We start from the raw sequence: 26,561 nt of genomic DNA, 5'->3' as shown, positions 1-26,561 counted from the left end.
AAAGAAATAACATCTTCACAGTTGCACCACCTTGTTTATATTTATTATGAGGAACCTGGGATTGAATGAAAGATGGCTTATGATTAAGAATTCAGTATTTCTATGGTCGGAGTTTTATCAGTAACAATATTTACAATAACATTTTGTGAATAAACGCAATACTGCTTAATAATTTCCAATGCCTTGCCTTCATGAAAAATTGGAAAATCTGTCCATTGATAAAGATAGTCCATGTATTTAGAATTTGTAACTTGCTTTAGTATCTTGGAATTAAATTCATCTGAATAGATAACTCCTTCCTTTTTCTCATCAGGGAGATTTTCCTGCATAAGCATATAGGACTGGATGCTTTTAAATGTAAATTTATAGATGACATCTTGATCCTGGTAATGTACCAACGATATAATAAGATCTTCGGTTTCTAGTGGGAACTCAATTTTGACTATTCCAAAGTCTCCAGCAGTGGTTTTTTCTGTAAACCTGTGGAATATGTCTTTCTGCATTTCTGTTATCGATACAATCATGAATTTATAAAATGAGCTCAAAAGCGAAATGAAATAGTACTTCCCATAATATTATCAGGCTAGGTTGCTATCAAAATAACACATAAATTTTAGATTAGGACAAAATTTGTACAATGCCTAATTCAATTTACCAGGTATTAAAAGAAGTATTGATTTACAAAGAAATTCCAGATTATTTTTCCGACAAATGAGCATACCAAAGCTAAAATGAAAAAACAGATACCTAGCCTATATTTCAAGAGTTTGTTTGCCTTAATTAATAACGGACATATACATCCTAACAATAAAAATAAAAAATAACCAGTTGTAAAAATGCGATTGATGAGGGCGAGATTCTTGATATGCTGATTTCCGGGGTAATATAGCTCATCTAAAGGTATTAATTGATATCCTCGATATGCCGTAAACATTCCACTTTGTATTAAGCTGATTATGCCTAAAGGGCCGCCAAATGGCGATATCATATAAGCCAATAAAATAAGTATACAAACGGAAACACTAATGATATACAATGTTTTTAAAATATTAATTCTTTTAAACATATTTGAGAATGTTATTATGATTAGTTTTTAAAGTTAAAGATTTAGTTATTCAAAGCTTATACGCAACGAATCAAATTTAAACCTGAAATGTAGGTTGTAAAAAAACAAGGCTGTAATAATGAATAAACTTATGAAGTATTTTATCTTTTTATTTTGTGGGCTAACATCATTTCAGATAGGACATTCTCAAGTAATAAACAAACAAGAATGGCTAATGATGTTTAAAGAATTAGCAACATACAAATGTATTTGCGCAATAACCGGTGATCAGCTGGAAAAGGCCTTAAACAGCAAAGGGGACATTTCATTTAATTTGCACGAGGAACTTATGGATGACTCTTTCGAGAAAGCAGATTCAATTGGAAGAGCCTATGCGAAAGACATTAAACCACTTGATGTAGATAAAGTTAATGACTTGTATAATTTAAAACCACTATTCCACCAGTGCATGATATTATACGGAAGTGAACATCTGGATAAACTTGCACGAGGATATTATCGAAGATATAAAAGGTTGAAACGTTCGCAAGATCAGTTCGAGTAACTAAATTGGTTGTGCTATGCTAAGTACTTTTAGAATTACAAAACTTAAACCAAAAAAGGTTGATTTAGATCAGCCTCTTTCAAGATATTTTATGGTTTGAATTAGTTAGTGTCTGAATGTTTTGATGATACTATGTAAATCTGTTTCTTCCTTTTTTGTTAAATGGCTTTTATGCCATTCAAAAATCTGTAAAGACTTCGGGCTTCGAAGCAACTTTCCATTCTTAAGTACTTCTCGTGGGGCTCCTATTATTGCCATCTTGTAAAGTTTTTTGGAATTAATCTGATCAAGCGATGGCGATAACGAGAAGGGTATATCGTTTAAGTTTCCGTCGAAAAACCTGTAGATTGAATCCATATTCTTTGAATTATTGACGACTGCATATTTATACAGAACCTTGTTACTGCCGATATTTGATATCTCTTCTGCGATCCCAAAATCCTGACTAAAGGTATTCATATTCGTTTTGCCTAAGTTGTTTTTTAAAAGAGCAGAGTCGAGTTCAATTAGATTTCCAGAACTACTTTTTGTCAAATCATACATGTGGCCAGATGTCTTACCACTTTGAAATATGGCGTAAAGATTTCCTGGTGTACTAGTGTAACCAGTTTTCGTTTCCTCAATATGATCTACAGGCATGATGTATACTTTGTATTCTTTAAAACTGACTATTTTCACATGGTTTTTAAATGTGTCTATCCGATCGTTGAGTCCAAGTTCTGCATAGGTTGTATATTCAATAACATTGACCTTAGTTGTAAGACAGCCAGTGAGTGACATGATGATTAATGCCAATAGAAAAGGCAAATTTTGGAAGAAAGATTTCATTAGTAGAGCGTTTGATTTGACTACAAATATAAGTGTTGAGGGTAGCTTTAGCAATATGATACAATCAGTAACTTTGTGTTTTGAGTCATATAATGAATTTACTTTAAGCACTTAATTCAATATAGCTTTTAAACTACCGCCCTCTTTTTTCGTTTGCAGATTTTTCCAGACTTCAACTTTAGAGATTGAATCAGTCCAAAGTCCATTTCTTTCGAGATGGGCGAAATCCAAAATCTGTCTGGAAACTGTGATATACCTTTCAATACTTCTGTTTTTTACGAAAACAAGTGTACAGTTTTGCTCATTCAGCGAAGAGTTCGATAGTTCGGATGCTAAGTTATCTGAGTATTTAACATTCCTTTTTTTGAATCGTTTTATTTCAGCATAAGGTGGCACTATATATATGTTGTCCCAATCAAATGGAATTAACTCGCAAAAATTAAGTGCAACGGATGTATCCTTACTAAGAATTTTAATTCGATTTTTAAGTGCTGAGTTTAAATCATGTTTTTCGACATGTTTCTTTTCACTGCAACTTAGGCAGAGTGACAGGATTGCCAGGATGTAGATAATATTTTTCATTGGAATTTGTTGCTCATGCAATTCATAAAATGCAGAGTTGTTTGGACTCCAGCTTACGGATTTGTTACATAGAAAAATATAGCGATGACAGTAAGCTGAGTGAAATAGATGGCCGCCTTTCAGACATCCTAATCGAGAACCTCGAAGCGAGGCAATCTCTTACTATTTTCTTATAAGCTCATTGTTGCTTGTCCCTGAGAACCCCCTCCAAAACAGCTCTGTTATTTTCGCCCCATTGCTCGATGCTAATAATTAGTGGCAACAGGCTATTCCCCAACGGCGTTAACCGATATTCGACTTTAGGGATTTTGGTATCGAAAGAAATCTTTTCTACGAAGCCATGGAGCACCAGTTCATTTAGTTGTTTGGTCATCACTCTCCTGTCGGCCGCGATGGTCTTTTGTAGTGCTCCCGGCCGTTTAATATCCTCTGAGATATAGTAGATCAGCATGAGTTTCCACTTCCCGTTTAAAAGCTCCTTAAATATGTGCAGGCCACACTCTTTTCTGATTGGGATTTTCTTTTGATACATCGTTCGGTCAATCAATTGTAAAAGCAAATAAGCACAAATTTGTGCGTACTTGATGTAAGGTTGCTAAGGAAGTAGGTTTGTTGAAATTAATATACAGACAATGATCAAATTTACATTTTTAGTACACAAACTGCCAGGCATGAGCCGTGAAGAATTCATTGATTATCATAAAAATCACCACGCGCCTTTATTCTGTTCTATCCCCGAAACCGAGCTTTATGTGAGGAAGTATGTGGTGAACCACCCAATGGTTGCGGAAGGTTTTCCTGAACCTTTTTACGATGCTGTAGTGGAAATTTCATTTGACTCCTTTGAGGATTTCAATACCTTCTTCTCTTCAGAAAACTATTTAACAAAGGTGCATCCGGATGAGCCTACATTTTTTGATACTTCAAAATATGTTGCAATGGCAACCAATGAAAACATTATCAAAGCGGGTTAATAGCAAAATTAAGTTTATAGTAGAACTATTGTGTGTTTACGGTAGTGAAGATGCGGACAACGGTAAGGCTAGAATAAAAAACCATGTAAGAAATAATGACTTACATGGTAATTCTTTGACGGATTTTTAATGCGGATGACGCATCATTATCTCATACTTTTTTCGATTTGCTTGGAAAGGTCTTTAATATCTCCTGATTTAAGATTATACGATAATGATTTTGAAGTTGAATAGATGGTTTCGCCTGTTTTTGAGTTTACCACACAAACAATTTTGCTCGAACTATCTTTAACGAAAAGTAAATAGTAGGCTGGTTCATCTGAGCTGGTAATCATCTTATCAAGTTCTGCTTTGGTGATGACTTTATAGGGGTACTTATAGTCGTCGAACAGGCGCTCCTCGTCGGCAGTTTTTTCCAGTTTACCAACAAAGGGGCTGAACCTGATCAGGTTGAAATCCGGAACATACAAGTTTTGCGTTGTTAGTTTAGCGAGTTGAGCTTTATTGGCAATATCATCACGTGTAGTTACGTTTTTACCGGCCGAAAGTAAATTAGTAATCTGGCTGAGGTAGTTGTGCAACATACCGGGGCTCCAGTTATAAAGTAAGCCACCGCCATCGAAGTCGTTATTTTTAAAAAAGCTTTTTACATCAAATGCCTTTTCATCGGGAGACAATGCCACCGCTGCTACCGGCTCGTGATCTGATTTTCTTAATAAGCGGTTTCCGGTAAAATATTTCTCTTTAAGGGTGGAGAGGGATAGCGAATAGTAAATGTTGGTTATGTTGTTCGATCTCATGGTTATAGCCTCAAGGACCAGAAAGCTATCATTAGGGCTTAATGTACTCTGATGATCAGGCGAAAGGAAGTCAATGCCTTTGGAGAGTGTCCAGTTTTTTTGGGCTTGCTCAAGGTATTGACTGGCACCAGGAAATTTGATGCTTTGCACCATGATATAGGTTTTACCCTCTTTGATTTTGCTGAGCTTTTTCGCATCGAAGATGCTTACCTGGGCATTAACATTGAATGAAGCTACCGTGAGCAGCAGCAGAGCGAAGCGTATTAATTTGATTGTCATGATTGATAATGTTAAGAATAACTATTTCCAGTCGGTGTAAACGGCATCATTTTCGGATGTATAAATTTCGCCGGTTAAATTCCGATCTTTTTGTTTATTGAAGCCAATTGCTATAGGCTTGGTGCTTGATGGATTATCGGATGTACGGGTGGTTACAGCAAAAGATTTACTTTCGTTAAACAGTGGGGTGACCATACCATTATAGCTACCAAAACTGTATTCGCTTGCACGCCTGAAGTTGATGAACACGTAAGCCTGGTTGATGTGGTTGGGTTTGGAACTGTCCGAAATATAACCGAGAACAAGGTCTTGATTGTTGCTGGAGAAGGCTACATATCGCATGGTTGGATAAGTGGAATTATCTTCAAATACCACATCTGCACTTTTATTGGCTGGCTTGATAATCATTTTGTATTTATCCCCATATAGATAATGATAGCCATGTACCACATAGGCCAGATCGCCTTTCATGGAGACAGAGGCTGATAAAACTTCGAGTGTTGAACCTGCGGTTATTCCATTGTAAGTAAAGTCGGGCAGTTTCATATCTGTTCCAAAATAAACCATTTTATTACCCGATAGGATGTAGAGGGTTTGATCGTCGGCACTCCAGTCAAACGACTTGATATTGCTATACTGGCTTAGCCGGTTGGTTACCGTGCCGGTTATATCTGTAATGACAATGGTGCTGCTGTAATATTCCAGATAAGCGAACTTTTTATGATCGTGCGACATTTTGATCAGTCGTTTGATAACGCCCGGTGTATTGGTAATGCGTTTGCCGGGTTTGGTGATGTTTTCGAGATAGTAAACATCGTTTTTATAGATTAGCGCTACATGTTCTACATCTGGATTTTTGAGCTTAATCAATGCGTCGATCTCTTCTTTGGAGACATAAGGATTTTCTGCTTTTTTGCACGAAAAGAACAGGCTAACCAAAAAGATGGATAATAAAAGTATCTTTTTCATGAGCTTAGAATTGATAAGATATTCCTGTCCCTACAGACCAGGCGGTAAAAACTTTACCTAAATCTTTGTGAAATATTGCCGGAGTGAAATTATCATTGTTTCCGGTAGGAGAATAAAGATTGTATTTTGCCAATACATTAAGGGCGATAGATTCTGTAATTGCAAAAGAAACACCCAGCTTAGGGGCAATATATACGTTTCTATCAGCGATTCCGGTAAACGACGATTGGTAAGGGTCGGTAGAAGTGGTTTCGTAATCGGTTTTATAGATCCCGAAATTTAAACCAACAAGACCTTTGATAACATCTGTAAACCGAATATGGTATAGAAACCCCAGGTAAATAGAAGTTACCTTGTATTGGGTAAACGTGTCAATGCCATAGTTCTCTCCATCATCAAGCAGATAGTAAAATGCTTCGGCACGTGGCTGATAAACGTGGTGCCCGACAGTGATGTTAGCCGAAAACCTGTCGTTTTGAGATAGCAATATACTAATGTTCGGAGAAATTGCTGGTTTGTAAATGTATTTTAGCTCTCCTAGCGGAGAGTCGTAGTCGGCGCCAATCTGGACACCAATACGCAGCCTGTCATCCTCATAATAAGGATACTGGGCTTTCAGAGCAGTGCATAGCAAAGCCATGAAAAATAATAAGAGCGACTTTTTCATTTTTGTTTGGTGCGCTAAAATACATTTTTTCGAGAATTATTAAAACCGGATTAGTGATTTACTAAACCTTCGAAATGATAAATGGCCAGTTCAACTTTTTCAGTTCACAATTGACAATTAACATTCAGCGGCTCAGAAGCGTTAAAATAAGTTAAACCTGATGGTCTTGCCTGGGGCACCAACTTATTAACCGAGCTTCGACTTTAGGGATTTCACTTAAATGTAAGCTTTACTCAGCTATAGGAATCGGTTTTTGTATTTAAACTATTAACTGTACTTTTACAGTATCTCCCTAAAAACCAACAAGAACAAATTATTTAACATCATTTTCTGTTGAATCAAATAACTTAAAGTAATATTAATGAGTGTATTGAAGAGGAATAATGTGCATGTTAAAGGTACCGGCACCTCTCCCATGATGTTTGCACACGGATTTGGCTGTGATCAAAATATGTGGCGTTTGGTTGTGCCTGCTTTTGAGCAAAGCCATCAGATTATTCTATTTGACCATGTTGGCGCGGGACTTTCGGATTTGACTGCCTACAACCCTTCAAAGTATGAAGAGCTGGATGGTTATGCAATGGATATATTAGAAATTGCAAATACACTCCAGTTAAAAGACGTTGTTTTTGTTGGACACTCGGTAAGTGCTATCATGGGCATACTTGCAGCTGCAAAATCACCGGAATTATTCAAAGCCCTGGTTTTGGTTTCTCCTTCCCCATGTTATATTAACGATGGAGATTACATTGGTGGGTTTAGCCGGATAGAAATTGATGAATTACTTACTTCGTTAGACAACAATCATATGGGCTGGTCAATGACGATGGCACCTTTGATTATGGCAAATGCGGATAGAGCTGAATTAAGTGAGGAACTTACCAATAGTTTTTGCCGTACAGATCCTACCATTGCGAAGCAGTTTGCCAGAGCAACCTTCCTTACTGACAGCAGAAGTATTCTGCCTGATTGTAAAACTCCTGCGCTTATACTCCAGTGTTCTGATGATATCATAGCCCCTGTGAGCGTTGGTGAATTTATGCATAAAGAAATGCCAAACAGTGAATTGGTTATCCTTGAAGCCACTGGTCACTGCCCGCATTTAAGTGCTCCTGAAGAAACCATAACCGCTATTCAACATTTCTTATAAACCATTCATTATATGATGAAACTACCTTTTGGGGATAGCCTGGAAGAATTCCTTGAACATTCGCTGTCCGGGCATGTTTTTACAAGTTCCCGTGGAGAAATTATCAATGTAAATGCCAAAGTTGTTGAATGGTTAGGTTTTAGCAGAGAGCAGCTTATTGGAAAGAAAATAACCAGTTTACTCGCTGTAGGCAGCCGTATTTTTTACGAAACACACCTTTCTCCCTTGCTCAGGCTGAAAGGTTACTTCGAAGAAATATCGGCGGAACTGTTATTAGCTGATGGGTCAAAAATGCAGGTACTCATCAACGGATATACCAGGAATGATGATACGGGCAATGAGGTGGTGGTATGTTTAAATATTTATCGGGCAACGGATAGAAGAGTTTACGAAGATAATCTCCGTAATGCCATTACCAACGCAGAAAATATTATTAAGACCGAACGTGAACTTGCAATTTTAAGGGAACAGTTCATAGCAGTTTTGGGGCATGACCTCAGAAATCCATTGGGTGCTATTAAAACCGGATCTGCTTTGTTAGCCCGCTCCCTATCTTCTGATCGGGACAAATCTATCCTGGGAACCATTACCAAAAGCACCCTGCGCATGGAAGAAATGATAACTAATGTAATGGATTTTGCCAGGGTACGATTGGGCGGTGGTATTCTGTTAAACAGGAATGAGGTATTGGTTGAGCCAATCATCATGCATATCGTAAATGAGTTGACTATTTCATTCCCCCAGCGAACTGTGATTATTCATATTAACACGGAAAAACCTGTAAGCTGTGATGTGAACCGTTTTTCGCAAATGCTATCGAATTTGTTGGCGAATGCTTTAACACACGGGGCAGCAGACAAACCGGTGAGGATTATTGCAAACACAACTGAAGATTACCTGGAAATTGATGTCATAAATGGAGGCAGGGCAATACCCCATGAGATAATTGGAAGTCTTTTTGATCCATTTACGCGGGAAGCCAATACGCCAAGCCAGCAGGGTCTTGGTTTGGGATTGTATATCGCTGCGCAAATTGCCAGTGCACACGGCGGCTTGCTTGAGGTTTCATCAGATGCTGATGAAACATGTTTTAGCTTTCGTATGCCGTTGGTAGGTTAGGGGCAGGCTGAAGAGGATTGATTTTAAAATTCACACGCTACATTTAATAAGCTGCAGATGCCTTCTCAATTAACGCAGCTTTATTCGGTACTTTAAGCCAGACCTGATAGGCTTTGACCGCTAGCAAATGCAGCTTTTTACTATTGTAAAATTCAAGAGCGATTCTCAAACTCCTTTTGCCATCTGCTGGCTCAGCAACCCTATCCTTTCTATTAAGGTAATCTTTGTTGATTATGCTCAGCAGGTAGTCACTGCTTTGATTAATCGACTTTTGATGCAAAACACTGAAAACCGGGTTATAAAATGATTTGTCGGCAGCGGTGATTTTAGCTATCAATGCCTTTTCACCTAAACCTTTCAAAAGGCCACCATAATAAACTTGTTCTTTATAACATTGTATCCATTCCTTTTCTCCCTCCCTCCCTTGAGCATTAGAGACATTGGAATAAAGTATAATGAATAAAGCGAAAAATAGAGTTCTCATAGCAGCTAAATTAGTTTGTCAATTCTTGAATTAATCGGTTACCTTAAGTTGCATGACAATTTTCCGGTTGTTAATGCCCAGATTGGAGGTTCGGGTTATAGTGGCTTGTAGGAGGCTTCCGTTATTTAAATTAAAAAGGTGTTTAGTGGATTCGCTAAATTCCATTTGCTTCCCTCCCAGTTGTTTCATAATTCCCTCGCCTTTAGCGGGGTTACTTTTGATGAGGAAATCGCGAATGATCGCGGTTAATATTTTGCCGTCGACCTTTTTAGTAGTTTCTACTGTGCAAAGGGAATCTTTAACGCTGGAGAGCCACACCTTCTCTACTGCTTCAATGAGCACCGGACTAACGGGGTTGGGCATTTTGATATCATTTTGAACAACTTTGCCTGGTGTGTATTCAAATCCATTCATCAAAAGGAAAAATTTAACTGGTTTGGCGATGATGGTTTCTACACCAAGTGGGGTTTCCAATCCGATCTTGAGCCGTTGAAAAACAGCTCTCGTTTCGGGGCTTCGGCTTTTCTCTGCCAGTTCTGCAGCCTTTTTAACTGCTATTCCGCGGATTTCAGCTGAATTTTTAATTTCAATAAATCTGCCAAATTCATTCACCCTGATCAGCAATGGCTGTCCCTTAAGCGGAGCCGTCAGCAAGTTTTCGAATACAGGTTCTCCAGGGGCCAGATTGATTTCGGTAAACCGCCAATCAAGAAGGTAGCCGGTGGGATATTTTTCGAGAACGGTAATGGCAACATTGAAGTTGGTCAGATATTTTTTGGCTACACCCGCCTCTACATCAGTGGTATGATAGGCAATGCTACAATGATGTACTTCATTGACTTGCCAACGGGGGAAAATGGAAATTTTAGCGGTATCGGCCTGCGCAAAAGTGATTACAGGCAGGAGGAGTAGGATTAATTTTGAAAACAGAAGTTTCATTACCGGAGCGTTTGTTATTGTTTTTTATCGCTGGCAAATATAGGGTTATACAGGGATGATTTAAAATCAACCAAAAACCTCCCCCTTTTCTTGTCGCATACTATCTTTTATTTTCTCCCGATGCTGCCATCCCCACTCACTCAGCGTTCGCATCACCTCTCTTAGCGTTTTACTGTACTCGGTTGCTTCGTAAATAATGCTTACCGGCCTGGTAGGGTAAACTTGTCTCCTGATGAAATCATTTAACTCCAGATCTTTCAATTCGTTTGCAAGCACCTTTGGAGATATGCCTCGTAATTCGTGCTGGATCTCATTAAATCTTTTTGAAGATTGAACCAGGCTTAAGATTAATGGAAGCTTCCATTTGCCATTTAATACATAAAGGGCGTCCATAACATTCGTTAGCGAATTGGCACATTCATTTTTATCCGGAAGAATATTTTCTGCAGTCGAAATCATTCTTCAAAGATACGCACTTACCTGAACGTAAGCGCTTTCCTTTAGGTAAGTACTAACCTTTTTATAGTTGAGTAAATTACTTTTGCGGGTACAAAAATTCAATTAAAATTATGAAACGTATTCTTCATTTAATTTCCAGTATACAGGGAAATCAGTCTTATAGCCTACAATTGAGCAGGGCAATCCTGAAAAAGATCTTAGATAAATATCCGGGCAGTGTGGTTGAGGAAGTGGATTTGAACAACGTAAACATTCCACATATAAATTCATCCCTACTGCAATCGATGTTTACGCCTGCTGATAAATACACGGAGGAAACCAGAGCACTCTTACGCTATTCGGATGAAGCCGTTGCCCAGTTGCTGGCTGCCGATATTGTGGTAGTTGGTGCGCCACTCTATAATTTAACGGTACCATCTACTTTGAAAGCCTGGCTTGATCACATCACGCGTGCAGGGATTACTTTTGGCTACGGGGAAAACGGACCGGTTGGGTTGGTAAAAGATAAGAAGGTGTATGTAGCGATGTCATCGGGAGGGGTTTATGCTGATGGGCCGGCAAAAGGCGCTGACTTTGTGGCTCCTTACCTGAAATCGGTGTTCGGACTTTTGGGGATGACAGATGTAACTGTTTTCAGGGCCGAGGGTGTTAAGGTTGCCGGATTGAAAGATACAGCGCTGGCGAAGGGGATTGAAAGTATTGTGATAGACTAGCGCCTGATCGAGAGGTGAATTTTCGCAGCAGGAAAATAAATACCTATCTGCAAAATATCTGAAATGGGATGAGGGCAAATGTGGAAATCATTCCGCAGGAAAGCTCACTATTGCAACTGTTTACTTAAGCAATGCATATGAGAAAAGATGTTGAAATTCTCTACATTTGCCTCCTACCAAACTACGCACTCACCATGTATCGATTATTGCTCCTTTTATCCTTTTTGTCAATCTTTGGTATAGCCCATGCCGAGGTATTTACGGTGAGCAGCCAACTGGATTCGGGGCCAGGTTCTTTACGTGAGGCGCTGGAAAAAGCTGCGGCAAACGGTACTGCTGAAACCGACTATATTCATTTTACAGCCACTGCCAGGCTGATCAGTTTGAAATCGCCTTTAATACTTTCCTCTAATCTTGTGATCGACGGAACCACTTTACCAGGTGCTGTGCTGGGCCTCTCGGATGCTAAAGTCACCCTCGAAACCACTATCCCTTATACCGATTATACGGAACGGACTGCACTGAAGGGGGCGGGGATTAACCACCTCGAGATTTATGGATTAAGTTTTTCAAATTTTGCTGCGGGAGGGCGTGGTGCCAGTCCCATTTACATCAACCAGGGTGCCGACCTTACTTTTGGCGTACCAGGGAAGGGTAATATTTTCCTGGCCTGCGATTATGATATCACCCTGTTCAAATGCAAGAAAATCAAAGTTTCGGCCAACTGGTTTGGAATTGCAGCAGATAAAAAAACAGTAGTAGGCACTGCCTTCGGCGGAACACTGGATTTCAGGTTGTGTGATGAGGTGATGATTGGGGGCGACACGAAGGCTGAAGGAAACCTTTGGGGCTATCGTTATTATGGTGTTGTAGTATCCGGGGTTAACCTTACTACACAAGCAGTGGAAGCAACAGGTGAGAAATGTATCATCAAAAACAATAGTTTTGGCGTGGAAGGCCTGAGTTCCGGAATCAGCAACCGTGGCATTATTCAGGACGTGAAGAATGTAGAACTCATTAACAATACTTTTATTGGCAGTGGCGCTTTCGACTTTAAAAACATTTATAATTCGGGAAAGATACAGGGAAACAGAATGGGCGTACAAAGTGATGGAAGTAAGTCTTATGTTTACAGTACAATAGGCCTGGAGAACTGTTCGAACATCGTTATTGGGGGCAAGAATCCTGGTGAAGCAAATGTGATGGCCAACCGGGTAAGCTTTGGGTCGGGAACGCCAGGTATATGGGCCACCAATTGCGGCGACATATTGATACAGCGCAATGCTATTTATTGTATTTCTGCGATGCCCATCACCTATAAATCAGAAAAATCGAAAGTAGAAATACCGGTGATTAAAATTAACGGGTATAATAACGGTACCCTAACGGGAACAGCTACACCAAATGCGGAGATTGAAGTGTTTTCGGATGGGGAATGTTACCAGTGCGATGCCAAGAAATACCTGGGAAGCACTTTTGCTGATGCACAGGGAAACTGGACAATGACCATTACACCTGATATAGGCTTTACCGCTTCGGCCACATTGAACAACCGTACATCGGAGTTTTTAGGTATGAGCCTGCAGATGGGCAACTATACAGTAAAACAACCTACCTGTGGCCAGGCAAATGGTTCAATTACCGGAATTGTGGTAACGGGAGCTACTGCGGTAGAGTGGCGTAACGCTGAAAACAAACTGATCGGTACCAATGCAGATTTGAAAGGCCTGGCGCCAGGAACCTATTCGTTTACGGCCTACCTGGGTACGGCCTGTAAAACGCAAACCTCTACATGGGAGTTAAAAGACGTGACGCCAGCGCTGTACACCACGGCGATGAAAATCCAGCCTGCCACCTGTAGCATGGAGAATGGCGGGATTAGTAACGTCTATCTGTCGAATCTTGAAACCGCAACAACGAAATCAGTTAATTGGTTGAATGATGCCGGTGAGGTTAAAGGGACTGCACTTACGTTACAAAATGTTAAAGGTGGAAACTACAGGCTGAAGGTGGTTACCACCTACGATTGCACGGTTATGTTTGGCCCTTTTAATATCCCTGCTGAGGGGGCTCCCGTTGCAGACCTCGCAAAAGTGCTGACTGAAAATGCTGATTGTGATTGGAAGAATGGGAGCGTAACCGGATTGGCAGCTACCGGGAAAGGGGTACTATCTTTTACGTGGAGAAATAATAATCAGGAAATAATGGGTAATGAAGCTGATTTACGTGGTGTACCTGCCGGAAAATATACTGTAGAAGTGAAAGATCAGGGCTCATGCGGATCGCTTTTTTATTCTTTCACCATTGATGAGAAAAATGGCATAACCGTTGATGATTCAGCCTACAATCTGAAAAATGCGGGTTGTACGGTTAATGATGGCTGGATCAAAAACCTGAAAGTGAGCTCATCTGAGGCGTTAAGCTACAGGTGGACAAATGATGCCGGAACACCTGTTGGCAACCAACCAGATATTGAAAACCTTCCGCCAGGAAAATACAAACTCACCATTTCAAATACTTATTGTAACCGCACGCTGGAGTATAACATCATCAGGCAAAGCGCAAAAGTTTTTCCCGAATTGAGTTATAAGATCACTGACGCCGCATGCGGTGAAGATTCGGGGATAATTACAGTTCAAACTTCGGGTATCGACCCCACAACAAAGCTGCGCTGGACGGATGCAACAGGCACAAACATTGGCAATACGAATAGTATAACGGAGTTAAAGGAAGGTGTATACAGTTTGTTTTTAACAGATGAAAAAGAATGTGAGCAACATTATAAAGACTATACGGTTTTGCGGATTGAACCCCTCACAATGGATTTGACTCAGGTAAAAAATCAGGCCGACCAGTGTGGTATGGGGCTTGGGTCGGTTAGTGACATTGTTGTTAATGGCGGGATGGCTCCTTATCAATTTGAGTGGCTGAATGACCACGAAGAAGTGGTGAGCAGACAAGCGCTGCTGGAAAATGTGCCATACGGATCATACAAACTACGGGTAATGGACAACAGCAATAGCAACTGTAACGTGGTGGAAAATGTATTTGTTGTCGACAATATCGGCCAGGAAATTGCGGCACCGGGGCTGGCACAGGTAAAGTTGTGTGGCGAGGGGGAGGGAACCATAAAAGTGTTGAACCCTATTGCAGGAAACTATAAACTTTACCAGTTTGACACTGGCGGGCAGTCATTGATGGAGAACAACACCGGAATATTTACCCTGGACATGGTAAAATCAAAATCGTATTTCGTGAGCCTGGCGATCGGAAACTGCGAAAGCAAACGTACTGCTGTGCCTGTTACGTTTGCCGAAAAACCGGTTGATGTCCCCTCCTCATTCACCCCTAATGGCGATGGGGAGAATGATACCTGGATAATCAAAAATATTGAACAATATCCTCAGGCAGTAATAAAGGTTTTTAATCGCCTGGGTAATGTGGTATTTAACAGTACCGGTTATAAAAGCCCGTTTAACGGAGAAACCAAAGGCAAAATTCTACCGGTTGGAGTGTATTTTTATACCATTCACCTTGCAGCAAACTGCAAAAACATTTCGGGTAGTTTGACTTTGATGAGGTAAGTGGGGCTAATAAACAAAAAAAAGCAATGAGTTGCTGCCCATCGCTTTTCGCTGTTCAATAAGGATTGTACTTTATTTACTTAATGCATAGGTGGCGCTGTATTCGGCAAGGCTTTGAGTGCTGGTTTTTAAAGCTGCAAACTGGTTCATTGATAAACTTGGTGTGTGGCCCATTACCAATGCGTGATCTTTTGTAGCTCCGCTTAACGACAGGTTAGCGTGGTCTTTTAATACGGTGTATAATCCGTCGGTATTAGAGTTGATGGTAGCTTGTGCGTAGTCTGATAGGAACAACTGTAGAAATTTGGTTTCGATTTTACCTTCAGTTTTAACGATGGCGTGATCGGCTGCCTGGATGCGGAAAAGGTCTTTTACATATACGGTAACTTTTGCCTGCTCATTTCCTTTGGTGCTGATACATAGTTTTCCGCCGCACTCAGTTACTTTTACACTTCCGGTATTGTCTTCACTGTAAGCAATGCTGCTGCGGCTGCCTTGTTTTACGGTAACTTCTACATTTCCCTGAACAGAGATGGAATTGAATTTTGCGTTTTCGCCTCGGATTGGTGATGGAGTAGTGCCGGCGAATGCTGTTGTAGCAGTTAATACAATTGCTAAACTTGAACTGATGATGGTGTTGATGAAAGTTTTCATATGCTTTAGATTTTAAGGGTTTAAATTTTTTGTTTTTATACTCATGAGACGCCGCTACATGAAAAACGTTGCACGCAATTTCCCTGCTTTATACTTAACGCCCGGGATTCTCGACGAACGGGCATTTTATCTATACTAATGTTAAGTTATGGAATATGCGGATACACGCGAGTAAAGGAGGTTTATTTCCAATTTGGGATCAGGATGCTAATGGAGACTTTTAAAATCCTGTAATAAGGCTTAACAAATTGTTAATCAATATTTAATGGCGAAACGGAGTACGGAAGGAGCTTATTGGCGACTTATGATTTTACAACCATAAAATCAGAATCACAGAAAACCATGAAAACAAAAACCGCATTACCAACGAAGAGCACGGCTACTAAGCTGGCCTTAGCCCTCGGCATTGCTGCCATGTTAGGTTTTAGCGCCTGCAAGAAAGCCGAAATGGAAACAACCGCAGAAACCTTTAGCGCAAAACACCACAACCTGGCCCTAAATGCTGCATCATTAAACGCCGCTGAAGAGCCCGCTTTTAAAGCTTTATCATTCAATGTAAGACATAATGATGCCGCCGATCCACAAAGTATTACCCAACGCCAGGGCATGATTAAACAAATTATTATCGACAACAATCCGGATGTATTTGGATTGCAGGAGTTTTCAGATAACAGTTTCGAAAGCTGGTTCAGGGCGGAGATGACACCACTGGGCTACGGTGAGTACTACGATACGGCCATCACGGGAACACCGAAAGCAATATTTTATAAAAATAGTCGCTTTAATAAACTAGATCAAGGCACTGTTAAAATCGGGCCCACAAATACGGCTACCTGGGTAATATTGCAAGATAAACAGACTGGTAACAAATATTTTATCAGTAACAGTCACTGGCAATTTGATTCGCAGGCGGTAAGGATTGATAATGCGAATGCCTTGGTAGCAGGAGTGAACCAGTTTAATACAGAAAACCTGCCTGAAATTGTATTTGGCGATTTTAATGCCAAACCAGGTACTACTGAAATAGGGATATTGAAAAGCGGACTGGATGTAGTGGATGCGTTAGGTGATAGTGATGGCGAATTTACTTTCCACAGCTGGAATGCTACAGGGAGCAGCAAACTGGATTGGATGACCAGTACGCGCAACCTCGCTTATACCAGTTCGGAGGTAATTAAAACGAGCTACAATGGTAACTGGCCATCAGACCATTGGCCGGTAATGGCCGTATACCGCCCGGCAGTATTTGGCGCTGCACACGAAGACAACAACGGAATAAGTGCCAGCGTTGCTACCAATTACTATTTTGCGGATGTAAATGGCGATGGTAAAAAAGATAAAATTTATTGGAGGAGTAGCTTTGATAGTGGCATTCCACAGGTTTTTTTGTCTAATGGAAACGGTACATTTGCTTCGCCGGCAATAAAACACACCGCAGGCGCATCAGCTTTGGCAAGCAGCTGTTATTACTACGCCGATGTGAATGGCGATGGCAAAGCAGATGAAATTGTATGGAACCCTACGCAAAATGCTGGCCGCACCAGGGTTTATCTGGCTACTTCAAACGGGAACTTTAGCAGCACTGCTATCGAAAATCCGGAAGGTACCAGCCAGGGGGCAACTACAGTATATCATTTTGCCGACGTGAATGGTGATGGCAAAGCAGATAAGATTTACTGGAACGCAACCTTTGATTCAGGTAAAACACGGGTTTACCTGGCTACCTCAAACGGGAATTTCAGCAGTTCAGTGGTGGCAGGAACGGAAGGTGCAAGTACTACAGGAGCTACCAGATTCTGGTATGCAGATATCAATGGCGATACACGTGCAGATAAAATACTATGGCATGCTAATTTGAATGGTGGAAAAACAATGGTATACTTATCTGATGGTGATGGTACCTTCACGCTGTCCAATGGCTTTAGCGATAGCGCTACCAGTGGCCTGGATAATACAAGGTTCTACTTTGCTGACGTAAACGGCGATGGGCGTGCGGATAAAATCTACTGGAATCCTACAAACTACCTGGGCAAAGTAAAAGTCTATTGGTCTACCACTGGAAATGCCTTTTCTGGACCGGTTTACTCATTGCGGGGAACATCACAAAGTGAAAACACCATTTTCTACTTTACTGATATTAATGGCGACAGTAAAGCTGACCAGGTACGATGGAACTATGCAGAGAATAGTGGTGCTTTAAGGAACTATTATGGGGAATAGATTTTAAACCTTAACCTTAAGTAAAAAGTTTACAATGGATAGCGTTACTAAAGTTCAACTAATCGTTGGGTTTTGTAACGCATTCCTGTTTGCTGCGCCTTTGTAGTTAAACTTAAAGATAAGTTAACATGGGCTGTTTAGTTTTGTATGAAATGACCATTAGCCCTAATTTGTTGATTTCCCGAATCAAAGAAGATGACGAGTCGGCTTTTAGCGCCTTGTTTGAACACTATTGGGAAAAATTATATAGCACGGCCTGGGCAAGGGTAAACGACAGTGAGGTGGCAAAAGACATTGTGCAGGAGTTATTTATTAAATTGTGGCAGCGCAGAAAATCACTCGACATTAAAGGTTCGGTTGATGCCTACCTGCAATCGGCGGTGAAGCTCAGTGTGATCAGTCATTTCAGGTCCAAATCAAAAGAAGATTTACAATTGCAGGATGCCGCTACACGGATGGAAATTATTCAGGAAGCAGTGGATGGCCTGGAAGACTATATCTTGCTGGAACAGCTGATTGCGGAAACGGTAGCCCGTATGCCCGAGCTTTTACAGCAGGTATACACCATGCGCAACGAAAGTAAAAGCATTAAAGAAATTGCTGCAGATTTAGGTATCGCTGAGCAAACGGTGAAAAATTATACCGCTGAAGTATTAAGAAGGCTGCGCCTGGTGATCCAGGATAAATACCCGGAAAAGTATGCCGCTTACCTTTCCATATTGCTGTATATGGTTAACAAATAGTTTATATAAGTTTAACTTTAATTAAAAGTACTTTCTGCCTTTTCTGGCGACTTACAGTCAGAACAGATGGAAAGTATTAAGCAATTCAAAAAATCGCTGACGCGGTTTCTTAAGAGAAATAACAGTCATAAAGAGAATCAGGTTGTAGAAGGCTGGTATCAATCGTATGAAGCACTGGAAAAGTATGCCTTCAGCGATGCCGACAAAGCCAGGATCCGCGAGGAACTGCAGATGGCAATACTGCCGCATCTGGTAAAACCCAGGGTACACCGCCTTTGGTGGGCTGCAAGCGCTGCCGTGGTAATATTGGTCGGTAGCTTTGCCTTATGGTCAGTGCGCCAACGCACGGTAAATACACCCGTAGCCTACCTGACCTCGGCTACTGAAACCGGTATGCTGAAGTATTTAATGCTGCCAGACAGTACAGAAGTATGGCTTAATGCCGCTTCAAAATTTAAATACCCACAAGCTTTTACGGCAAATTCAAGGAACGTTTATTTACCTGAAGGGGAAGCCTTCTTCCATGTAAAGCGTGATGTAAAACGCCCTTTCCATGTTAATATGGGTGCTTTACAGGTTACGGTGCTGGGAACATCGTTCGACATTAACAATTACGGCGACCTTACTACACAAACCATTGTAGTGAATACCGGCAAAGTAAGGGTGGCCAGCGGAAAGCGGGTACTGGCAGTGCTTGAAAAAGGCGACCAGCTGATTTATCATAAAACATCGCAGGCTTTTGAATTAAGTGAGGTAGACCAAACCCTGAGCTATAGCTGGAGGGATGGAAAAACCGTTCTCCGAAATGCAAGCTTCCAATCGGTAGCCAGTGTATTTAAAAACCTTTATGGCGTAACGCTCCATTCCGAAATCAGCAATATCCATCGCTTTAGCTACACGGCTACGATTCAAAGCCAGGTAACACTGCAAGATAACCTGGAACTCATTTGTAAAATGCATCACATTCAATATAGAAAGGAGGGCAATGTGGTAGTGCTTTACTAATCATCTGTATCCTTAACAAAACAAAGAAATTTCCTTATTAAAAAAATAAATGAACACTAAACAAACCATATGGAGGCTATTTATGCGAAGCTCATTATTACTATCCATATTTCTGATCAGTCTTTTTACGGTTAAAGCCGTAACACTTAATGCCCAGTCGTTAAGTACTAAAATCGATATCCAGTTTCAGCAAGGCAGTTTGAAAAAAGCCATTGCTACATTGGAGAAAGTAACATCGTTAAACTTTGCTTATGATAACAATTACCTTTCGCTGGATGGGATTAATATTCCGAACAAAAAATACCAGCAGCAACGTATTGGCGATGTGATTACTGACTTATTGCGCAACAGCGATATCTCGTTTAAACAGCAGGCTGCTAATATTGTCCTGTTTAAAAGAATCAACGGTATTATTAAAGGGGTGGTAAAAGATGAAAACGGACAAACTTTGCCTGGTGCTACAGTGCGTTTGGCAGGTAAAACCAATCTGGCGCTCACCAATGCCGACGGTTATTTTGAGCTGCGTGCTGAAGAAGGGACCTATATCCTGGAAGTGAGTTATGTAGGTTATGAAACCATCCGCCAGGAAAGAGTTACAGTTACAGCGGGTAAACCTTATGTTGCTAATTTCACCATGCGCGCAGGTACGTTATTGAAAGAAGTAAACATTAGCTACGGTACGCAGAAGGCAAAAGAAGTGAGTAGCTCGATTAGCGAGGTTGATGCAAAAGCCTTGCAGGATATGCCTGTTATTCAGTTTTCACAAAGCTTGCAGGGGAAAGCTGCGGGGGTACAGGTAGCTTTGAGCAGCGGGCAGCCGGGACGTGGCATTGAATTCAGGATTCGTGGTGCCGCATCGCTTTATGCCAGCAATCAGCCGCTTGTAGTGATTGACGGATTGCCCGTTACCGGAAGTATCAATAACATTAATCCCGATGAGATTGAATCGTTCTCCATATTGAAGGATGCTTCTGCAAGTGCCTTATATGGCTCAAGGGCAGGTAATGGTGTAATTTTAATTACTACCAAACATGCAAAAGCAGGCGATGCACAGATTGAATTTCATAGCAACTTCGGAATCCAGAAAATTCCCATGCGTAATGTGCCGGATGTAATGACTGCCCGTGAATGGGTGGATTTTCAGAATGAGTATTACCAGGACCGCGTGAAATATGAAAACTTTACCGGTACGCTTGATCCGATTTATGCCAACCCTGAGCAATATGGAGAAGGTACTAACTGGTTTAAAGTGCTGACCAGAAATGCGCCGATCCAAAGTTATGATTTAACTCTACGCTCGGCAAAGGAGAATTCATCTACAACGGTAATTGCGGGCTACCAGGAGCAGCAAGGGGTATTGATTAATACCGGAACCAAATTGTATTCGCTTCGTATGAACCACGATTTGCGTTTGGCCAACAACAAAATTAAAATCGGTTTTAACCTGGCACCAAGTTACCGCCTTGATCATAATAACCGTTTAAGCACGGATGGTGTAGGGGGATTATTTGAAAGGATTTTTGAGGCCAGTCCGTTGTTTGATCCGGTGAATCCGGATGGTTCAATGACCAAATATGTTTCCTCGGCACCAATGGTATTATACTTTAACCCTTATGCACAGTTTACCCTGGCTAAAGATGATTATAAAACCACCAGGATATTAGGAAACGGATATTTTAATTATGAATTTTTAAAGGGCTTATGCCTTAAAACCAATTTTGGGGTAGATAAAGGGGCAGAAACGCGTGATAACTTTAACCATTCGCTGCTGAACGCGAATGATGTAGCCTCGGGCCTTGCCAGTTCAATTGACAATTTCTCGTGGACGGCAGAAGCCAACCTGAATTATACCAAAGATTTTAAGGGCGGTCATCACATTGATGTGCTTGCAGGCTATTCAGCACAGAAGTTTGAACAGTTTAGCAGCAGTGTAACCGGAACAGGCTACCCCAGTAATGATGTAACCTATATCAACGCTGCTACAGTAATCAGTGCAGGAACCAGTAATGCTACAGAATATGCTTTACAATCGGTGCTTGCAAGGGCGAATTATGCTTACCAGGGAAAGTATTTGCTTTCTGCAGCCATACGAAGGGATGGATCGTCCCGTTTTGGGATCAATCAGCAATACGGTAACTTCCCTTCGGTATCTGCAGGTTGGGTGGCCAGTGAGGAATCGTTTATGAAAGATTTCAAATGGCTCGACCTGTTCAAACTAAGAGCCAGTTACGGTATTACCGGAAACAATTTCTTTGGTAATTATGCAGCAGTATCTACAATTGGTGAATACAACTATACGCTTGATGGAACGCTGGTTCCGGGACGTACACTAAATAACCTGGGTAATGCCGAGCTGGCATGGGAACGGGTAAAGCAATTCGATATTGGGTTCGACCTATCGATTTTAAAGAACCGGATTTCATTTACCTATGATTACTACCATAAAATTACGGATGGCTTGATTCAGGACAGACGTATTCCACGGGCTTCGGGTTTCACTACCATCAAATACAATGTGGGTAAGTTTACCATGTGGGGACATGAGCTTACGCTGAATACCGTAAATACGACGGGTCAGCTGAAATGGAATACCAACATCAATGTGTCGTTCGACAGAAATATCATTTCTTCTCTGATCAGTCCCGGGTTTATCAGAAGAAACAATACGGTAACTTCCGACTATTACCGTAACCAGGAAGGACATCACCTGGGTGAGTTTTATGGTTTTGTTTATGAAGGCTTATATAAAGATGCTGCTGATTTAGCCAATTCGCCTAAATATAAAAACCAATCGGATATTGGTACCATCAAAGTGAAGGATTTAAACGGCGACGGGGTGATTGACGACGTAAACGACCGTACCTTTATTGGCGATCCTACACCTGATTTTACTTTTGGGGTAACCAACAACTTCAGCTATAAAAACTGGGATTTATCCATCACGCTTGCGGGTTCTGTTGGTGGAGAGATTCTGAATGCATCGCGCTGGGCTTACCGTACCAACCTTGATGGATCGAGAATGCTGACTTCGGACGTAAAAGACAGGTGGCGTTCGTTGGAAAATCCTGGTTCGGGACTTTATCCGCGTACCAAAACCGGAACAACAGCGATGGGAAGACAGGTAAACAGCCAGTGGGTGGAAGACGGTACCTACCTGACTGCCAAAAACATTGCCCTGGGTTATACGATCAACTTAAAGAATAATATGATCATGCGGAACCTCAGGGTGTATGGATCGGTACAACAGGCTTTTGTGATCAGTCCGTATTCGGGTATGAACCCCGAGATTAATTTCGCCGGATTAGACCCGACCCTGGGTATTGGTATTGATGAGAACGCCTACCCTATTCCCCGCACATTTTCTATTGGTTTAACAGCAACTTTCAAATAATTGAATGATGAAAAAAATATTTCCTTTATTGGTGATCGGCTTTTTAGCCAGTTCGTGCAAAAAAGAATTCCTGGAGCTTACGCCGCCGGATTCTTACTCGCCGGGCAACTTTTATAAAACGGAAGCACAGATGAGGCAGGCCGTAAATGCGGCTTATACCCCGCTACGCAGCTTATTGGATAATGACTACTTTACCGGAGAGAGCCGTGGTGGGAATACCCATTACGAATACAATGCCGGCAACCGCGGAACTGCTTTTGTTCAGCGGGAGAGTATTACAGATTTTACCGACGATCCTACAAATGCTTATACCAACGCCGTTTATTTTCACTGTTACAGCAGCATCTCGAAAGCAAATACCGTGATTGAGCGGATTGCTGATGCAGATATTGCCCAAGCTGGTAAAAATGCTTTGGAAGGTGAAGCTAAATTTTTGCGGGCATGGAATTACTTCCGTTTGGTAAGGTACTTCGGCGGGGTGCCCTTATACTTGAAAGAGGTAAAAGTGGCTGATGATGCCTTTTTACCACGGGCGTCGGTTGAGGAGGTGTATGCGCAGATTATTGCCGATGCTCAGGATGCCATAACGAAGCTGGCCGTACCGGCTAAGTTTCCACAAAGTGGCACAGCAACCAAGGGTGCGGCAACCATGTTGCTAGCTGAGGTATATGCCACACAAAAGAAATGGGCGGAAGCCGAAGCACTACTGGTTACGCTTCCTGCCATGGGCTACCAGTTATTGCCCAACTATGCAGATGTTTTTTCCACAGCAAATAAAAACAGCCGTGAATCTATTTTTGAAGTGCAGTATATGCAGGGTTTGCAGGCAGGTCAGCAAAGTACTTTCATTTATCAGTTTTTACCAAGAAGCACCAATACCAGCCTGGTTACAGGTGTAGCAACCAATAATACGGGTACGGGCGGCTGGAATACCCCGAGCGCTGATTTAATGGGCAGCTACGAAGCTGGCGATAAGCGCAAGGAGGCATCTATTGGTATTGCTGAGGGTACTTATAACAGCAGTAAAGTCTTCGCGATTTCGGCCAACAAAAGCAGTGTAAATTATTTGCCGGCAGCGGGTAAGGTGGGGGTTCCTTACATTAAAAAATACCTGAATCCACATACCGATCCAAATAATACCAATGATAACTGGCCGGTTTACCGTTATGCTGATGCTGTGTTATTATTGGCGGAGGCGCAAAATGAGCAGGGTAAAACCGCAGCAGCGATGACCAATGTAAATCTAATCAGAACAAGGGCAGGATTAACCGGGCTTTCCGCACTGGCACAGGCAGATTTGCGCACGCGCATTGCGCAGGAAAGGCGTATTGAGCTGGCCTTTGAAAATCACCGCTGGTTTGATTTATTGCGTACGGGTAATGCGGTTGCTACCATGAGTGCTTATGGTGCGAAGCTAAAAATAACGAACACCTATCTTGGCGCCGACACCTATCAGGTGAACAATAACCGTTTACTGTTCCCCATTCCACAATCGGAACGGGAGATTAATCCTGACCTAACTCAGAATCCAGGATATTTTTAACATATAAATGATGATAAATTTTAAAAGAAGGTTTTGGCAGCAGGGTTTAAGTGTGGCACTGGCCGCGGTGATGTTGTTGAGCATCAGCGCTACATTATTGGACAAACCTGCAGAAGAGCAGGATGAGTTTACCATTGCGGTATTGCCAGATACGCAGTATTATACATCGGAAAAAAACGGGGGCAAAAATGAAATGTTTTTGGCCCAAACCAAATGGATTACCGAAAATTCAAAGAAAGAGAATATTAAGTTTGTGATTCATTTAGGGGATATTTCTGATGATGGGGAAAAATTTCCTGTGCAGTGGGACCGGGCCTGGGCGGCCATGTCGGTACTGGAAAAACCTTCGGCAGATTATCCTCAGGGGATTCCATACGGGATGGCTGTGGGAAACCACGACCAAACACGAAGCCAGTTTCCATTGAGCGGTAAGACCACCCTTTACAATAAGTTTTTTGGCATTAAGCACTTTGAAGGGAAGAAATGGTACGGTGGACATTATGCTAATGACAATGATAGTCACTTCGATTTGATGGAAGCCAATGGCGTCAAGATGCTCATCCTGTTTTTGGAGTACGACTCGTACGATGAGGATATAGAGCCTTTAAACCGCTGGGCAGAAACAGTGCTGCAAAAATATGGCGACAGGCAGGCCATTTTGGTGAGCCACTCGTTTATCCACTTTAATAAAACAGCCGGGACCAACGAGAAAGGTTTTCCTGCTTTTTCAAAACAGGGTCAGCGGCGCTTTGATGCTTTAAAACGTTTTCCGAATGTAGTGATGACCTTATCCGGCCATGTGGGTGATAACGGGGAAGGTTTCAGGATGGATGGCTATGCAGGGAATATCATTAAATCGTACCTTACCGACTACCAGAGCCGACCGCAGGGAGGGCATGGGCTGATGCGCCTGATTACGTTCTCGAAATCGAAGGATTTGCTGAAGTTCAGAACCTTTTCTCCTTTTACAGGCGAGGTGGAGAATGATAGCGACAGTGAGTTTAACATGCCCTGGTTACACCATACTACGGCAGCGCGTTTCATGGATTTTAATAACGACCAGCTGACGGATCTAGTGTCATTTGCTGATGGTAAATGGATAATAGGTAGTAAGAAAGTAGCCTTCGGTAAAGCCGGTGACCTGGCTGCACCAGCTGATTACAATGGCGATGGTAAAACTGAAATGGCCGTGTTCCGCGCGCAGGACGGTAAATTCCTGATCGAAGGTGGTAAGGAGGTATTGCTGGGCATGGCTGGTGACGTTCCGGTTTGTGGAGATTGGGATGGCGATGGTTTTGCCGATGTGGCGGTGTACCGCCCCGCTACCATGACCTGGTACATTGATGGTATGGACAGCATTAAGTTTGGGCATAAAAACGGCATTCCGGTTCCTGCCGATTATGATGGGGATGGAAAGCTTGACGTAGGTTTTTTCCGTACGGATAATTCGATGTGGCAAACGGCTTTAGGAAATATTCCCTTGCAGCTTCCGCATACTCCTGGCGATATTCCGGTTCCGGCCGACTATAATGGAGACGGACGGGTGGATATGGCCTTGTACAGGCCTGCTACCGGCGAATGGTTTGTGGGCTTTAATGCCGCAATTAAATTTGGTCAGCCAGGTGATATTCCTGTCCCGGGGAATTATAGTCCGGGAGGTAAAACCATTCCGGCAGTTTACCGTGACGGGTCCGTCATCACCATAGATGGTAAAAAAATCCCGCTTAATGGGATCAAAATATCGACGCTGGTGAATGTGAAAACCAGCGTTAAGGGTTTTATTAAGTAGTTTATTTCCCTTTTTTCAACTGAACGCAAAACGCCCATGGTGTTTTGCGTTTTTTTTAT

At 41.8% G+C, this 26,561-nt stretch carries 23 protein-coding genes and 1 pseudogene; 13 read left to right on the top strand and 11 right to left on the bottom strand.

Going from position 1 to position 26,561, the window contains the following annotated elements:
• Positions 1-83: 83 nt before the first annotated feature.
• The gene (locus AC570I_RS07865; RefSeq protein WP_497405034.1) at positions 84-524 is read right to left on the bottom strand and encodes a hypothetical protein; all 441 of its coding nucleotides are present in this window, start codon (positions 522-524) and stop codon (positions 84-86) included.
• Positions 525-1,280: 756 nt separating this feature from the next.
• On the opposite strand from AC570I_RS07865, the gene AC570I_RS07860 reads away from it, so the two are divergent.
• Positions 1,281-1,610 carry a hypothetical protein gene (locus AC570I_RS07860; RefSeq protein ID WP_497405033.1) on the top strand — a complete coding sequence of 110 codons (330 nt, stop codon included), beginning with the start codon at positions 1,281-1,283 and terminating at the stop codon, positions 1,608-1,610.
• Positions 1,611-1,715: 105 nt separating this feature from the next.
• Here the strand turns inward: AC570I_RS07860 and AC570I_RS07855 are convergent, their stop codons facing one another.
• From AC570I_RS07855 to AC570I_RS07845, 3 genes are all read right to left on the bottom strand, one after another.
• Entirely contained in the window at positions 1,716-2,438 is a 723-nt protein-coding gene (locus AC570I_RS07855) for a hypothetical protein (RefSeq protein ID WP_497405032.1), read from the bottom strand.
• A 111-nt stretch (positions 2,439-2,549) separates the two neighbouring features.
• Positions 2,550-3,020 (bottom strand): hypothetical protein, encoded by a 471-nt coding sequence (locus AC570I_RS07850; RefSeq protein ID WP_497405031.1) that lies wholly within the window; start codon positions 3,018-3,020, stop codon positions 2,550-2,552.
• Between the two features lie 178 nt (positions 3,021-3,198).
• Positions 3,199-3,552 carry a winged helix-turn-helix transcriptional regulator gene (locus tag AC570I_RS07845; RefSeq protein WP_316799038.1) on the bottom strand — a complete coding sequence of 118 codons (354 nt, stop codon included), beginning with the start codon at positions 3,550-3,552 and terminating at the stop codon, positions 3,199-3,201.
• A gap of 100 nt (positions 3,553-3,652) precedes the next feature.
• Here AC570I_RS07845 and AC570I_RS07840 point away from each other — a divergent pair, with 100 nt between their 5' ends.
• Positions 3,653-3,994, top strand: a complete 342-nt coding sequence (locus tag AC570I_RS07840; RefSeq protein ID WP_047799848.1) for an EthD domain-containing protein — start codon at positions 3,653-3,655, stop codon at positions 3,992-3,994.
• Positions 3,995-4,140: 146 nt separating this feature from the next.
• On the opposite strand, the gene AC570I_RS07835 is transcribed toward AC570I_RS07840, so the two are convergent.
• Genes AC570I_RS07835 through AC570I_RS07825 form a run of 3 tightly spaced genes read right to left on the bottom strand, consistent with a single transcriptional unit; the run spans position 4,141 to position 6,709 of the window.
• Entirely contained in the window at positions 4,141-5,073 is a 933-nt protein-coding gene (locus AC570I_RS07835) for a hypothetical protein (RefSeq protein WP_497405030.1), read from the bottom strand.
• 21 nt (positions 5,074-5,094) lie between these two features.
• Positions 5,095-6,042, bottom strand: a complete 948-nt coding sequence (locus AC570I_RS07830; RefSeq protein WP_497405029.1) for a hypothetical protein — start codon at positions 6,040-6,042, stop codon at positions 5,095-5,097.
• Between the two features lie 4 nt (positions 6,043-6,046).
• Positions 6,047-6,709: a hypothetical protein gene (locus AC570I_RS07825; RefSeq protein WP_497405028.1), complete on the bottom strand. Its 663-nt coding sequence runs from the start codon at positions 6,707-6,709 to the stop codon at positions 6,047-6,049.
• Positions 6,710-7,070: 361 nt separating this feature from the next.
• Between AC570I_RS07825 and AC570I_RS07820 the strand changes: the two genes are divergently transcribed.
• Both AC570I_RS07820 and AC570I_RS07815 read left to right on the top strand, forming a co-directional pair.
• Positions 7,071-7,859 carry an alpha/beta fold hydrolase gene (locus AC570I_RS07820; protein WP_497405027.1) on the top strand — a complete coding sequence of 263 codons (789 nt, stop codon included), beginning with the start codon at positions 7,071-7,073 and terminating at the stop codon, positions 7,857-7,859.
• A gap of 12 nt (positions 7,860-7,871) precedes the next feature.
• Complete coding sequence (locus tag AC570I_RS07815) at positions 7,872-8,978, top strand: PAS domain-containing sensor histidine kinase (RefSeq protein WP_497405026.1); 1,107 nt, start codon at positions 7,872-7,874, stop codon at positions 8,976-8,978.
• A 43-nt stretch (positions 8,979-9,021) separates the two neighbouring features.
• On the opposite strand, the gene AC570I_RS07810 is transcribed toward AC570I_RS07815, so the two are convergent.
• The 3 genes from AC570I_RS07810 to AC570I_RS07800 all read right to left on the bottom strand — a co-directional run bounded on the left by AC570I_RS07810 (position 9,022) and on the right by AC570I_RS07800 (position 10,860).
• Entirely contained in the window at positions 9,022-9,462 is a 441-nt protein-coding gene (locus AC570I_RS07810) for a hypothetical protein (RefSeq protein ID WP_497405025.1), read from the bottom strand.
• A 30-nt stretch (positions 9,463-9,492) separates the two neighbouring features.
• Positions 9,493-10,401, bottom strand: coding sequence for a hypothetical protein (locus AC570I_RS07805; protein WP_497405024.1), 909 nt, complete (start codon positions 10,399-10,401; stop codon positions 9,493-9,495).
• 66 nt (positions 10,402-10,467) lie between these two features.
• Positions 10,468-10,860 carry a winged helix-turn-helix transcriptional regulator gene (locus AC570I_RS07800; protein ID WP_497405023.1) on the bottom strand — a complete coding sequence of 131 codons (393 nt, stop codon included), beginning with the start codon at positions 10,858-10,860 and terminating at the stop codon, positions 10,468-10,470.
• 110 nt (positions 10,861-10,970) lie between these two features.
• On the opposite strand from AC570I_RS07800, the gene AC570I_RS07795 reads away from it, so the two are divergent.
• The gene (locus AC570I_RS07795) at positions 10,971-11,573 is read left to right on the top strand and encodes an FMN-dependent NADH-azoreductase (RefSeq protein WP_497405022.1); all 603 of its coding nucleotides are present in this window, start codon (positions 10,971-10,973) and stop codon (positions 11,571-11,573) included.
• 137 nt (positions 11,574-11,710) lie between these two features.
• Positions 11,711-15,157: a T9SS type B sorting domain-containing protein gene (locus AC570I_RS07790; RefSeq protein ID WP_497405021.1), complete on the top strand. Its 3,447-nt coding sequence runs from the start codon at positions 11,711-11,713 to the stop codon at positions 15,155-15,157.
• 72 nt (positions 15,158-15,229) lie between these two features.
• Here AC570I_RS07790 and AC570I_RS07785 read toward each other — a convergent pair whose 3' ends face one another.
• A complete protein-coding gene (locus AC570I_RS07785) occupies positions 15,230-15,811 on the bottom strand; it encodes a GIN domain-containing protein (protein ID WP_497405020.1) in 582 nt (193 codons plus the stop codon).
• A 342-nt stretch (positions 15,812-16,153) separates the two neighbouring features.
• Between AC570I_RS07785 and AC570I_RS07780 the strand changes: the two genes are divergently transcribed.
• The 7 genes and pseudogenes from AC570I_RS07780 to AC570I_RS07750 all read left to right on the top strand — a co-directional run bounded on the left by AC570I_RS07780 (position 16,154) and on the right by AC570I_RS07750 (position 26,502).
• Positions 16,154-18,031: an FG-GAP-like repeat-containing protein gene (locus AC570I_RS07780; protein WP_497405019.1), complete on the top strand. Its 1,878-nt coding sequence runs from the start codon at positions 16,154-16,156 to the stop codon at positions 18,029-18,031.
• 128 nt (positions 18,032-18,159) lie between these two features.
• Positions 18,160-18,774, top strand: a complete 615-nt coding sequence (locus AC570I_RS07775; RefSeq protein ID WP_497405018.1) for an RNA polymerase sigma factor — start codon at positions 18,160-18,162, stop codon at positions 18,772-18,774.
• A 66-nt stretch (positions 18,775-18,840) separates the two neighbouring features.
• On the top strand, positions 18,841-19,779 hold the full coding sequence (locus tag AC570I_RS07770) for a FecR family protein (RefSeq protein WP_497405017.1): 939 nt from the start codon (positions 18,841-18,843) through the stop codon (positions 19,777-19,779).
• A gap of 49 nt (positions 19,780-19,828) precedes the next feature.
• Positions 19,829-23,170 carry a SusC/RagA family TonB-linked outer membrane protein gene (locus AC570I_RS07765; RefSeq protein WP_497405016.1) on the top strand — a complete coding sequence of 1,114 codons (3,342 nt, stop codon included), beginning with the start codon at positions 19,829-19,831 and terminating at the stop codon, positions 23,168-23,170.
• A gap of 4 nt (positions 23,171-23,174) precedes the next feature.
• A pseudogene (locus AC570I_RS07760) lies at positions 23,175-23,828 on the top strand (RagB/SusD family nutrient uptake outer membrane protein); the annotation flags it as partial.
• A complete protein-coding gene (locus tag AC570I_RS07755; protein WP_497405243.1) occupies positions 23,820-24,713 on the top strand; it encodes a RagB/SusD family nutrient uptake outer membrane protein in 894 nt (297 codons plus the stop codon). The pseudogene AC570I_RS07760 and the gene AC570I_RS07755, both read left to right, overlap by 9 nt.
• Positions 24,714-24,720: 7 nt before the next feature.
• Positions 24,721-26,502 (top strand): metallophosphoesterase, encoded by a 1,782-nt coding sequence (locus AC570I_RS07750; protein ID WP_497405015.1) that lies wholly within the window; start codon positions 24,721-24,723, stop codon positions 26,500-26,502.
• Positions 26,503-26,561: the final 59 nt, after the last annotated feature.

It is taken from the genome of Pedobacter sp. A2324, from assembly GCF_059693705.1.
The sequence above is the reverse complement of the archived record's forward strand: the minus strand, read 5'-3'. Positions and strand labels throughout refer to the sequence as shown.